This is a genomic window from Hymenobacter daeguensis (assembly GCF_054780555.1).
Map to the genome: position 1 here is coordinate 15,229 of NZ_BAAGWC010000019.1, position 11,842 is coordinate 27,070.

Here is an 11,842-nt window from a genome sequence, read left to right on the forward strand (position 1 = left end):
TTATGAATTTTAAATAGCGGGTAGCAAATGCCCACCAACTTGCCCAATGCACGAGCCCTTCTCTTGCGAATTCTGTTTGCGGCAGCAAATAAAGCCATGGATAAGGTCTGCCGCAAAGAATCCGCCGTAATCCGGAGTACTCACCAGCACTTGTTGTCAGACGGCCAGCACCACGTCAGCAAAATCGTGACTAGCGTCGGTAAAAACGTCCACCACCCGCAGCCCGGCTTCGGTAGCCAGCGCTTCAATCTGGGGCATGGTAAACTTATAGGAATTTTCGGTATGAATGACTTCCCAGGCGGCAAAGTCGAAGGTTTCCTCCAGGGCAGCCACGCGCACCTGCTGGGCCCGGGTGCTCACCAGAAACGAGCGCACGGCCCCGTTCAGGGGGCTGTAGTCGGTGTAATGCTGCCAGTGGGCGAGGTCGAAATCGGCGCCCAGCTCCCGGTTGAGGCGGGTGAGCAGGTTGAGGTTGAACGCGGCCGTGACGCCCTGCGCGTCGTCGTAGGCGGCGCGGATGCGGCGCGGGTCTTTCTGCAAATCGAAGCCGATGAGCAGGCGGTCGGCCGGGGTGAGGGGCGCGGCCAGCTGCCGCAGGAAATCGAGCCGCTCGGCGGGCCCGAAGTTGCCGATATTGGAGCCCAGAAACAGCACGGCCTTGCTGCCGGCCCAGGTGGGCAGCTGGGTGAGGGCGGTGGCATAGTCCTCCACCACGGGCGTGACCCGCAGCTCCGGCAACTCCTGCTGCAGGGTGGCCACCAGCCCCGTCATGGCCCCGGCCGAGATATCGACGGGCGCATAGGTAAAATCGGGGCCGGCCGCCAGCAGCTCGCGCAGCAGGAGCTTGGTTTTGGCCCCATCGCCGGCCCCCAGCTCTACCAGCGCAAAGCTGCCGCCACCGGCCGGGCTCAGGGCCGCCGCAATGGCCGCCCCGTGCTCCCGGAAAATGGCAAACTCCGTGCGCGTGGGGTAATACTCCGGCAAATCCATGATTTGCTGGAACAGGCGGCTGCCCACGTCGTCGTAGAAATACATCGACGACAACGTTTTGGGGGTGCGCTTCAGGCCGTCGGCTACGTGCTGCGCCAGCTCGGTCAGTACATTTATCATTTCGCAATTACCATTTAACAGCCGTGAAATATGCGGGCCCACGGGCGGCAGACTCAGGCGGTGCTTTGTCGGTGGGAAAAAAGAAAGGTTAATGGGCACCCGCTAATTGCCGGATGCGCCCCGTGCCAGCCGGATGCCCGTGAACTGCCAGCGCTTATCGGCATGGAAAAAGTTGCGGTAGCTGACGCGGATGTGGCTTTTGGGCGTGGCGCAGGAGCCGCCGCGCAGCACCAGCTGGTTCATCATAAACTTGCCGTTGTATTCGCCCAGCGCGCCGGCCGCCCGGTGGTAGCCGGGATAGGCGTGGTAGGCCGAATAGGTCCATTCCCAGCAGTCGCCCAGCAGCTGGTGGCACTGGCCGGGGCTGGCCTCGGCGGGCAGGGGCTGCGGGTCGAAGCAGGTGCTTTCCAGCCACGTACCTCCGCGCGGGGTGGCCCCGAAGTGCCGGGCGGCCGTTTCCCACTCGGCTTCGGTGAGGAGGCGGGCGCCGGCCCAGTTGGCGTAAGCATCGGCCTCGTAAAAGCTGATGTGCGTGACCGGGGCCGTGGGCACCACTGCCCGCAGCCCGTGGTGCGTGAAGCGGTACCACTGGCCCGCCCGCTGCACCCAGTAGAGCGGCGCCTCCCAGCCCTGGGCCTGCGCCAGGTCCCAGCCCTCGCCCATCCAGTAGCGGAAGTCGTGGTAGCCGCCGGCGGCCATAAACTCCAGGTAGTCGGCATTGGTTACCAGGCGGTTCTGGATTTCGAACGGCGCCAGCAGCACGTCGTGCGCCGCCAGCTCATTATCAAAGCAAAAGCCTTTTTCCTGAAATCCCACGCGGTAGATGCCGCCCGGCACCGGCAGCCAGGTGGCGGGCACGGGGGCGGCTGAGGCATCGGAATCGAGGGCGGCGCCGGGCAGGTATTCGGGCGCCAGCGGGCTGGTGCTGAGGATGTATTTGATGTCGGTCACGAGCAGCTCCTGGTGCTGCTGCTCGTGCTGCAGGCCCAGCTCCAGCAACTCATAGAAAGCCGACGGCAGGTCGTCGCCGGAAGCGAGCAGGGCCGTCATGGCGGCGTCGGCGTGGGCGCGGTAGGCCAGCACATCGGCCAGGGCCGGGCGCGAAAGCGTGCCCCGGTCGGCCCGGTTCACCCGCGAGCCCAGCGAGTTGTAGTAGGAGTTGAACAGGTAGGCATACTCCGGGTGGAAAAGCTGGTAGCCCGGCGCGTATTCCTTCAGCAGAAAGGTTTCCCAGAACCAGGTGGTGTGCGCCAGGTGCCACTTCGGCGGGCTCACGTCGAGGGTGGGCTGCACCACGGTGTCTTCGGGCAGCAGGGGGGCGCACAGGGCCTGGCTCTGGGCGCGCACGGCCTGGTAGCGGGCCAGCCAGGAGGTAACACGGGCCGGGGCCGATGAAGGAAGAGCTTGAGCCATATTGTATCCGTTAAGTACGCAAAGATGGAGCGCTGCTACACTAACTGCATTAGCAGGCCGGAGGTTATGGCCGCGCCTTTTTTTTGCCGCAGGGGCACACGGCCGCTGTTATGACACAAATGCGTTGCCGGGGCCGGAAAATACGTAGAAGCTCTTCCGTAGTAATTGGTATTTATGCGCAATTACAGCCCTGAATACAACCTATTGCTGCTGAAAAGGTAAGAGTGTGAAAACTGTACACTACCATTGCACCACACAATTCATTCTTTCCAAATTTCAAATGGCAACTTCCCTTTCCACGCCCGCTACCCCTACCCTTTCTGTGGGCACGCCTGCCAAACCCGCTACCCGTCCTGCTAACCGGGTGGGCACCAAAAGCCGCCGGGGCTTCGCCGCCATGAGCCCCGAAACCCAGCGCCGCATTGCCAGCGAAGGCGGCAAAGCCTCGCACGCCAGCGGCCGGGGCCACCGCTTCTCGGCCGATGAAGCCCGCGATGCCGGCCGCAAGGGCGGCCTCGTGAGCCGCCGGGGCAAGGCCAGCGACAGCAAGTAGCCCGGCCCCGGAGCGAAGCCCGGTTCGCATCTTTGCGTCATGCTTCGTCTTTCTTTTTCGCAGCGGGCGCTGCGCTTCAACTTCCCGGCCCGCACCTCGCGCGGTGCGCTGGCCGAACACGTGGCCTGGTACCTGCACCTGACTGATGAGGCTACGCCCGGCATCGTCGGGCTGGGGGAAGCCGCCCCCCTCGCCGGCCTCAGCCCCGACTTTGGCCCCCACTTTGGCGAAGCGGTGGCGGCGCTGTGCCAGCGCTTCAATGCCGGGGCATGGGCTTCCTTTTCGGCGGCCGATGCCCCGGCATTTGTGGGCCCGGGCCTGCCGGCCCTCACCTTCGCCCTCGAAACCGCGGCGCTGGACCTGGCCGGTGGCGGCCGGCGGCAGCTCTACTCGAATGCGTTCAGCCAGGGCCGGGAGGCGCTGCCCATCAACGGGCTGGTGTGGATGGGCGACGCACCTTTCATGCGTGAGCAGATTCGGCAGAAGCTGGCGGCCGGGTATTCCTGCCTCAAGCTCAAAATCGGCGGGCTGGATTTTGCCACCGAACTGGAGCTGCTGGCCGAAATCCGGGCGGTGGCCGGTTCCGGGCAACTCACGCTGCGCGTGGATGCCAACGGGGCTTTTTCGCCGGCCGACGCGCCGGCTAAGCTGGCGCAACTGGCGGCGTTCGACATTCATTCCATCGAGCAGCCCATCGCGGCCGGGCAGCCGGCGGCGCTGGCAGCATTATGCCGCACCTCGCCCCTGCCCATTGCCCTCGACGAAGAGCTGATTGGCGTGAGCGACCCGGCCCGGCAAGCGGCGCTGCTCGATGAAATCCGACCGGCTTTTGTGGTATTGAAACCAACCCTGCTGGGCGGCCACGCGGCCACCCGCCGCTGGATTGCCCTGGCCGAAGCCCGCAACATCGGCTGGTGGATGACCTCGGCCCTGGAATCGAACGTGGGGCTGAATGCCGTGGCCCAGCTCACGGGCGAATACGCGGTGCAGCACTTTCCGCAGGGCCTGGGCACGGGCCAGCTCTACCACAACAACGTGGCCGCGCCGCTGCACATCGGCGGTGGGGCGCTGCGCTACGACCCGGCCGGCGCGTGGGAGCTGCCCGGCTAGCACTGCTTCGGTAAAAATGGCGCATCTTTTCGCGTTATTTACCAAACGGGTTGTGCTCTTTTTACATGCTTGTTCTGCGCCTTGTGTGTTTGCTGGTTTTCCTAAGCTTTTGCGGGGAAATGAGCCGCCCTGTGTGCGCCCAAAGCATTGCCCCGCGGGCGGTATTTCGGTTTAAGTCGGCGCATCGCCACCGGGCCATCATTCCCATTCAGCTTCAGCGCAACCTGCTGGTGATTACGGCCCGGCTCAATGGCTACGGGCCGTTCAACTTCCTGCTCGATACGGGCGTGGCCACCTCCATCATCACCTCGCCTGCCCTGGCCGACTCGCTGGGCCTGCGCCACGGCGAGCAGTTTCGGGTGGTGGGAGCCGGCGGCGCCGACACCGGCCTGCTGGCCTACCAGACCGACAACGTGCAGGTGAGTATGCCCGGCATCATCGCGCCGCGCATGTCTTGGCTGGTGCTGTCCGACGATGTGCTCAACCTTTCGGGCTACGTGGGCGTGCCCATTCACGGCATTCTGGGGTCTGAGCTGTTTCGCAGCTTCGTGGTCACGCTGCGGCCCGAGCAGGGCAATCTGCTGCTGCACGACTCGGCTACCTACCACGCGCCCCGGGGCCGGCAGTGGGCCAGCATTCCGCTAGACCTGGAGCGCGGCAAGGCCTACTTTACGGCCCCGGTGCAGTTCTCCGACTCGCTCACCCTGCCCCTGAAGCTGGTGCTCGATACCGGAGCCAGCCATGCCCTGTCGCTGGAGCTCGACTCCGACCCGCGCCTGGTGGGGCCGCCCCAGCGCCTGCCCACCGACCTGGGCCGGGGCCTCACAGGCATTGTGCAGGGCTACCTGGGCCGGGTGCCCAGCCTGCAGCTGGGGCGCTTCCGGCTGCCGTCGGTGCTCACTTCCTACCCCAACCCCGGCGATGTGCACCAGCGCGCCGATGTGCCGCGCAACGGCAATGTGGGCTACGAGCTGCTGAAACGCTTCCTGCTCGTTATCGACTACCCCCACCACCGCATGCTGCTGCGGCCCAACACGCACTTCCGTGATGCCTTCGAGCACGACATGAGTGGCATGGAGCTGCTGGCAGCCGGCACCGATTTTCGGCGCTTTCTGGTGCTGCGCGTCATGCCCGGCTCGCCGGCGGCGGCGGCCGGCCTCGAAATTGACGAAGAGCTGATAAGCATTAACTTTCTGCCGGTCAGTGTATTTACCCTCACCCAGCTCAGCCACATGCTGCACTCGCAGGATGGCCGCACGCTGCTGCTGCTGCTGCGCCGGCCCAATGGCGACCTGCACAGCGCCACCATCCGCCTCAGGCGCCAAATCTGAGCGCCGGGCCGGTTCGGCCGTATCTTCGCCGCCGCGCAGCGCGGTAGGTGCCGGGCCCGCATCCACTCATTTTCTTGTTATGACTGCTCGACTTTTAATGCAGCTCGCCGCCGTTTTTGGCGGGCTGGGGGTTGCCATCGGGGCTTTCGGAGCCCACGCCCTGCACGACATGCTGGTGAAAGCCGGCCGCTTCGATACTTTCGAGACGGCCGTGCGGTACCAGTTCTACCACGCGCTGGCGCTGCTGGCCATCGGGGTGCTGTGGGCCGTTCGGCCCGAGCTGCGGGCCCTGGGCACCACGGGCTGGCTGTGGGCCGGCGGCATTGTGGTGTTCTGCGGCTCGCTCTACGCGCTGTGTTTCACGGGCATTACCAAGCTGGGCGCGGTGGCTCCCATTGGCGGCCTGCTGTTCATCGCCGGCTGGATTAGCCTGCTGCTGGCCGTGCGCGAGCTCAGCTAACCTTTCGTTTCGGCAAACAAAAAGGCCGTTCGCTGATGCGAACGGCCTTTTTGTTTACCTTATCGGCGAAGCCTGACTACTTGGTTTTGGCTTTGATTTTAGCGCCGTCAGCCTTTTCCTTCACTTTTTTGCCTTCGGCCTTGGCCGGAACCATCGAAGCAGCGGGGGCATCCATTGCGGGAGCGGCGGCGGCCGTAGCGCCGGCTTCTTTCACTTCGCCTACCAGCGATACGGTGGTGCTGCCAGCCGTGGCGTTCGACTCAATGGTCAGCACTTTGTTCTGCATGCCCATTTTGCCGGTCGAGTTGAAGTGAGCCGAGATGGTGCCGGTTTTGCCGGGAGCTACGGGGTCTTTGGTCCACTCCGGCGTGGTGCAGCCGCAGCTCACGCCGATGTTCGAAATCACGAGGGGCGCGGTGCCGGTGTTCTTGAACTTGAAGGTGTGGTCAACGGTACCACCCTGAACCACAGAGCCGAAGTCGTACTTCACTTCTTCGAAAGTGATGGCCGGACCAGCCGTGGTGGCGGCTTTGGTAGCCGGAGTCTGAGCCTGGGCGGTGTAAGCGGCGGCGGTCAGGCTCAGCGCGAGGAGCAGGGATTTTTTCATAAAAATCAACAGAGAAGAAACGTTAAAGAGCGTTGGGGTTTAACAAATTTAGTGCTTTCGGGCACACTCACAAATTTCTGACCAAACTAGCCCGCCATAGCTGAAGGAACGGTGAAGTCTGCACTAAACGAAGCCGGTACGCGTAAAATTCCGCGTCGGCGGCCTCATTTAGTCTTCGGCTACCGGGTCGCTTATCAGCTTCTGCTGAAAGTTGAGCAAAAACAGCCGCTCCGAAGCCCGCGTGATGGCCGTGTAGAGCCAGCGCGCAAACTCCCCGGCCAGCGGCTCGTCGGGCTTCAGAAAGCCGTGGTCGATAAACACGGCCTGCCACTGCCCGCCCTGGGCCTTGTGGCAGGTGAGGGCGTAGGCAAACTTCACCTGCAAGGCGTTCAGGTACGGGTCTTTGCGCATTTCCTTGTAGCGCTCGGCCTTGGTTTTGAGGTGGGCGTAGTCTTCGCTCACGGCCAGGTACAGGGCATTGTTGCGGTCCGAGGGCAGGGCCGGGCTTTCGGTGTGCAGCGTGTCGAGCAGCAGCTTCACTTCGATTTCGGGCTCGTCGGGGTAGTCCACCAGCCGCACCAGGGCCTGGGCAAAATGGAAGCCGTACACCTCCTCGCGCCGGATTACTTTCCTGATTTCCAGAAAGTCGCCGTTGGCCAGAAAGCCGATTTCCGACTCTTTCGGCAGCCAGAAATAGTTGTTGCGCACCACCATGAGGTAGTCGCCGCCCTCAATCTCCTCCTCGGCATCGAACAAGGCCCGCCGGATGAGCTGGTTGTACTGGTTGGCGTTGCGGTTGGAGCGGCAGATGATGGTGGTATTCTCGTGGCCGAAGTTGCGGTAGGCCCAGCGCAGGCCGTCCTCCAGCTTGTCGCCGCCCATCTTGAAAATGTCGCGGAAGCCCTTGGTATGCAGCTGGATGTTGGGCGTTTCCTCGCGCAGCTCTTCCCGCAGCTCGGTGGCATTCACCAATATGCCCGACTGCTGGGCCTGGCGCATCACCTGGCGCAGCTCCACGTGGCCCACGTCGGCGCGGAAGCGGTGGGCCAGCAGCTCCGGGTCGAGGGCCGGGCTCAGGAGCTGGCCCACCGGCGGCAGCTGGGCCGTATCGCCGATGAGCAGCAGCTTGTTGCTCGTTTTCTCAAACGCAAACCCCATTAAATCATCCAGCAAGCCATTTTCGCCGAAGGCTTTCTCGTCCGAAATCATCGAGGCCTCGTCCACGATGTAGAGCGTTTGCTCGGCACGGTTGGGCTGGCGCTGAAAGTTCAGGCGCTCGGCGGGCGCGCCGGAGGTCTGGCGGTAGATTTTCTTGTGAATGGTGCTGGCGGCCACGCCCGCGTAGCCAGCCATCACCTTGGCGGCGCGGCCGGTGGGGGCCATCAGGGTGTATTTGCGTTGCATTTTGTGCAGCCACTGCACCAAGGCGCTTACCACCGTGGTTTTGCCGGTGCCCGCGTAGCCGCGCAGCACAAACACCTTGCGGCCCGGCAACTGGTCGCGCAGAAACGCATCAAGCTGCGTGAAGAGCACGGCCTGGTCGTCGGTGGGCTCGTAGGGGAAGTAGTCGCGGACGGAGGGGGTGCGGAGAGAGAGCATTATTTTATTCGATATAAATCACCACTCTCAAAGCCAGTATAAACGGGAATAGTGCCGCCTAAAAATGAGCTTTGCACAGGTTCTTTTCTTAAAGCTCTGCCCAGCGCATAAATTACCTCCAGCAGTACCCAGTACCACTCTCGCTCTTCATTTTCTGAAACAAGCAATTGGTTTACCGCAAGAAAATCTGGCGGATAAGCGGCCCATTCGTCATCCTCTTCGTCGTAGACTTTCGAGCCAGCCAAGTAAAGAATATATCCTTCCTCTACCTCTCCCAGCCCAAAACGATAAGCAACGATTTCATCAGGCACTTTTTCACTCGTCAAAACCTCATGTAGCCAAGCTTCTAGGTCAGCCTGCAAAGCACCTGCATTTTCCATTTTTATTTCCGAAGAAGTCCCAAATCTAAGCCGGCTCAATCACCGCCATCGTGGCGCTGGCTTTGGCAATGAGCAGCTCATCGCACCACACCTCGGCTTCGCAGAAGTGCAGGCGGCGGCCGGCTTTCAGCACCCAGCCAATGGCTTTGAGGCGCTGGCCCACGCCGGGGTGCAGGTAGGAGATTTTCAAATCGGACGTGACCACGCCAAACTCGTCGGGCACCAGCGTCACGGCCGCGAAGCCAGCCACCAAATCGGCCAGCGTGGCAATGAGGCCGCCGTGGGCAAAGCCGCGCTGCTGCAGGTGCTTATCGGCCAGCTCCAGCTCGGCCTCGACGCGGCCGGGGGCAATGAGGGTCAGGTCGGCCCCGATAAGGTGCATGAAGCGCTGGCCCGTGAGCTTGCGCCGGATGCGGGCTTCGAGGTCGGCGGGGCTGGTAGCAACAGGGGGTTGATTGGTCGGATTCAAGGGCATCGAATTGCTTGGGGCGGTTACTTACAACAGTCCGGGGCCCGGGCCGGGAGGAGCTTTGCCGGGGTGCCGCCCTCCGGCCGGTCCCGCATTGGGCCGGGAAGCGCCGGCGGCTGTCGCGGCCAAAGGTACTGCCTCAACCGTGGCCGGGCCGGCCCGAAATGCCGGCTTGATGCGTTGCCGCTGACCGAGCGCCGGACTACCCGCGTCATTTAGCGGCGGCGAGTAAAACATTGTCGGGTATCAGTCGTTAGGCTTACGCACTGGAAACCGACGCTATTTTCTTTTCTCCAACCCCATGCCCGAGCTTCAACCGATTACTTCCGATGCCTTACTACAAGCCTATTCCGGCAAGGTGCGCGTGCGCGTGGGCGGGCTGCTGGTGCGCGAGGGGGCCGTGTTGCTGGCCGCGCACCGGGGGCTGCTGCCCGATGCGGCCCCGTTCTGGTCGCCGCCGGGCGGGGGCTGGCAGTTTGGCGAAAGCCTCCGGGAGGCGCTGGTGCGGGAGTTTCGGGAAGAAACCGGCCTGACCGTGGAAGTGGGCCGCTTCCTGCACTTGCACGAGTTCAGCACCGACAAGCTGCAGGCGCTGGAATTATTTTTTGAAGTGACAGCGGCCGACAATGTCCAGCCCCGGCTCGGCCACGACCCCGAACACGCCGCTGATGCGCAGCTGCTTACGGAACTGAACTGGAAAACGCCCCGGCAACTCATGCAGCTGCCGCCGGCCCAGGTGCATCCGGTGCTGCGCATGGTGCTCAGCGCCGATGACCTGTTCGTGCCGCAGGTTCACTTTGCCTGATTGCAATTCCCTCGCGGCGCGAAGCATTATCTTTAGGGCCGGCCACTGGGCCGGTTTAGCTTCAATTCGTGCCTGCTTCCGCTCCTTCTGCGTCCTCGGCTGCCTTGCCTCCCCTGCTGCGCCTGCGCGACGAAACCTTCGACCCGGCCAACCCGGGCGCTTATAACCTGTATTTGCTGGCCGGCCCCGGCCGCCTGTGCCTGGCCGTGGCCGATGTGGAGCGCCGCAAATTCGTGGCCCTCGAAGACTACCAGCTCACGGCCGGCGGCGTACCGGCCCTGGCCGGGCAGCACGATTTCCTGAACCAGCGGGGCTGGAACGCGGTGCGGCTGGCCGTCACGGGCCGGGCCTTCACGCTGCTGCCCGCGCCCCTGTTCCGGGCCGGCGACGAGGCCGCCGCCCTGCGCCTGCACCACACCCCCACCCCCACCGAAACCGTGCGCCACACCACCCACCCCGGCCTGGAGCTGGTGAACGTGTTTGCCGCCGATGCCGCCCTGGCCGACTGGCTGGCGGCCACCTACGGGGCCACTGGCCGCATCCTGCACCACACCAGCGCCCTGCTGGCCGGCATTGTGAGCCAGCGTGGGGCCGCCGCGCCGCGCCGCCTCTACCTCAACCCCGGCCCGCAGGAGCTCACGCTGGTGGTGCTGGGCCAGCACCTGGAATATTGCAACGTGTTTGCCTGCACCACCGCCGAAGACGTGGTGTACTACACCATTCTGGTGATGCAGGAGCTGGGCCTCGACCCCGAGCAGGACGAAGTGACCGTGTGGGGCGAGCTCATGCCCGATTCGGCCGTGTTCAGCCTGCTGCGCACCTACGTGCGCAACGTGCGCTTCGGCCCGCGCCCCGGCAACGTGCAGTACAGCTACCGCCTGAACGACGTGTACGAGTACCGCTATTTCGACTTGTTCAGCCTGCACTTCGCCTGACGGTATGCCGCGTTTTGAGTGCTGAATGTTGAGTTAAAAAGAACTTCTAAACCCCGGCCCTTTGCATTCAAAACCTGGCCCTCAAAAATCAACCTTTCTCATGTCCCGCACTGCGCTTTTCCCCGGCTCTTTCGACCCTTTCACCAACGGCCACCTGGATATTGTGCAGCGCGGAATCCGGCTTTTCGACCACGTCATCGTGGCCATCGGCACCAACAGCGGCAAGCAGCGCTACCTGCCGGTGGAGCAGATGCAGGAGTTGATTGGCGGTTTGTTTGAGGACGAGCCCCGCGTATCGGTTCGCACCTTCACGGGGCTCACGGCCGAATTTGCGCGCGAAACCGGAGCGCAGTTTCTGCTGCGCGGCCTGCGCAACAGCCCCGATTTTGAGTACGAGAAGCCCATTGCCTACGGCAACCAGCACGTGTATCCGGGCCTGGAAACGGTGTTTTTGCTCACCTCGCCCACGCTGGGGGCCATCAGCAGCACCATCATCCGCGACATCCATCGCTTCGGCGGCAACGTGGAGGCGTTTGTGCCGTTTCCGCTCCCGGCCCGCGCCCAGTAAGCGCACGGCGGCCATTGCTGGCGGCGGTTATTTGGCCAGCACGCGCAAGCCCAGCAGCTCGGTAGGGCGGTATTTCTGAAAAACGGGCAGCACCAGATATTGCGTAGCGCCCAGTTCCAGCTGGCCCTGGCTCATCAGTTCGTCTTCGTTGCGGCCCATCAGCATCAGGTCTTTTACTTGCCGGGTGCCGTAGTCATAGGTCACCACCAGACGCAGGCCACGATACAGAAACAAGGCCGTAGAATCGGCTACGGCGCCCGGCGGGCCCTGCGCAACCAGGGTGGGGTCGCGCAGGGCGGGCGGCACCGGGTGCGGAGGCCCCACGCGGTGGCCCACCTCATCGATGCTAAGCTGAAGCAGGGCTGCCACGTTCAGCCGGGGGGTATCGTTGAGCGAGGCCGCTTTGGTGGCGGCCAAGTCGTGCCTGGATTCGTGCGCGCCGGAGCAGCTCCCTAAAAATCCGGCCGCACCAATGCCCGTTAAAAAGAGTACAGCTAGCCGC

Annotated in this window: 14 protein-coding genes; 7 read left to right on the forward strand and 7 right to left on the reverse strand. The window is 63.5% G+C overall.

Features of this window, described 5'->3' with window-relative positions; all coding sequences use genetic code 11:
• Positions 1-156 precede the first annotated feature (156 nt).
• Both egtD and egtB read right to left on the reverse strand, forming a co-directional pair.
• Positions 157-1,110 carry an L-histidine N(alpha)-methyltransferase gene (gene egtD, locus ACYVHT_RS17510; protein ID WP_460554812.1) on the reverse strand — a complete coding sequence of 318 codons (954 nt, stop codon included), beginning with the start codon at positions 1,108-1,110 and terminating at the stop codon, positions 157-159.
• A gap of 102 nt (positions 1,111-1,212) precedes the next feature.
• Positions 1,213-2,523 carry an ergothioneine biosynthesis protein EgtB gene (egtB, locus tag ACYVHT_RS17515; RefSeq protein ID WP_460554815.1) on the reverse strand — a complete coding sequence of 437 codons (1,311 nt, stop codon included), beginning with the start codon at positions 2,521-2,523 and terminating at the stop codon, positions 1,213-1,215.
• 280 nt (positions 2,524-2,803) lie between these two features.
• Between egtB and ACYVHT_RS17520 the strand changes: the two genes are divergently transcribed.
• From ACYVHT_RS17520 to ACYVHT_RS17535, 4 genes are all read left to right on the forward strand, one after another.
• Positions 2,804-3,076 (forward strand): KGG domain-containing protein, encoded by a 273-nt coding sequence (locus ACYVHT_RS17520; protein ID WP_460554818.1) that lies wholly within the window; start codon positions 2,804-2,806, stop codon positions 3,074-3,076.
• A gap of 39 nt (positions 3,077-3,115) precedes the next feature.
• Positions 3,116-4,186, forward strand: a complete 1,071-nt coding sequence (locus tag ACYVHT_RS17525) for an o-succinylbenzoate synthase (RefSeq protein ID WP_460554821.1) — start codon at positions 3,116-3,118, stop codon at positions 4,184-4,186.
• Positions 4,187-4,305: 119 nt separating this feature from the next.
• Positions 4,306-5,517, forward strand: coding sequence for an aspartyl protease family protein (locus ACYVHT_RS17530; RefSeq protein WP_460554824.1), 1,212 nt, complete (start codon positions 4,306-4,308; stop codon positions 5,515-5,517).
• A 79-nt stretch (positions 5,518-5,596) separates the two neighbouring features.
• Complete coding sequence (locus ACYVHT_RS17535) at positions 5,597-5,977, forward strand: DUF423 domain-containing protein (protein ID WP_460554827.1); 381 nt, start codon at positions 5,597-5,599, stop codon at positions 5,975-5,977.
• A 76-nt stretch (positions 5,978-6,053) separates the two neighbouring features.
• Here ACYVHT_RS17535 and ACYVHT_RS17540 read toward each other — a convergent pair whose 3' ends face one another.
• The 4 genes from ACYVHT_RS17540 to ACYVHT_RS17555 all read right to left on the reverse strand — a co-directional run bounded on the left by ACYVHT_RS17540 (position 6,054) and on the right by ACYVHT_RS17555 (position 9,032).
• Positions 6,054-6,584 (reverse strand): DUF1573 domain-containing protein, encoded by a 531-nt coding sequence (locus tag ACYVHT_RS17540; protein WP_460554830.1) that lies wholly within the window; start codon positions 6,582-6,584, stop codon positions 6,054-6,056.
• 168 nt (positions 6,585-6,752) lie between these two features.
• Complete coding sequence (locus ACYVHT_RS17545; RefSeq protein ID WP_460554833.1) at positions 6,753-8,183, reverse strand: ATP-dependent DNA helicase; 1,431 nt, start codon at positions 8,181-8,183, stop codon at positions 6,753-6,755.
• Entirely contained in the window at positions 8,183-8,563 is a 381-nt protein-coding gene (locus ACYVHT_RS17550; protein WP_460554836.1) for a hypothetical protein, read from the reverse strand. The genes ACYVHT_RS17545 and ACYVHT_RS17550 overlap by 1 nt, the downstream gene beginning before the upstream one ends.
• Before the next feature lie 25 nt (positions 8,564-8,588).
• Positions 8,589-9,032 carry a PaaI family thioesterase gene (locus tag ACYVHT_RS17555; RefSeq protein ID WP_460554839.1) on the reverse strand — a complete coding sequence of 148 codons (444 nt, stop codon included), beginning with the start codon at positions 9,030-9,032 and terminating at the stop codon, positions 8,589-8,591.
• Between the two features lie 301 nt (positions 9,033-9,333).
• On the opposite strand from ACYVHT_RS17555, the gene ACYVHT_RS17560 reads away from it, so the two are divergent.
• From ACYVHT_RS17560 to coaD, 3 genes are all read left to right on the forward strand, one after another.
• Positions 9,334-9,837, forward strand: coding sequence for an NUDIX hydrolase (locus ACYVHT_RS17560; protein WP_460554842.1), 504 nt, complete (start codon positions 9,334-9,336; stop codon positions 9,835-9,837).
• Between the two features lie 104 nt (positions 9,838-9,941).
• Positions 9,942-10,772: a DUF3822 family protein gene (locus tag ACYVHT_RS17565; protein ID WP_460554845.1), complete on the forward strand. Its 831-nt coding sequence runs from the start codon at positions 9,942-9,944 to the stop codon at positions 10,770-10,772.
• A gap of 100 nt (positions 10,773-10,872) precedes the next feature.
• On the forward strand, positions 10,873-11,340 hold the full coding sequence (coaD, locus tag ACYVHT_RS17570) for a pantetheine-phosphate adenylyltransferase (RefSeq protein WP_460554848.1): 468 nt from the start codon (positions 10,873-10,875) through the stop codon (positions 11,338-11,340).
• A 27-nt stretch (positions 11,341-11,367) separates the two neighbouring features.
• Here coaD and ACYVHT_RS17575 read toward each other — a convergent pair whose 3' ends face one another.
• Positions 11,368-11,757, reverse strand: a complete 390-nt coding sequence (locus ACYVHT_RS17575; protein ID WP_460554851.1) for a hypothetical protein — start codon at positions 11,755-11,757, stop codon at positions 11,368-11,370.
• Positions 11,758-11,842 lie beyond the last annotated feature (85 nt).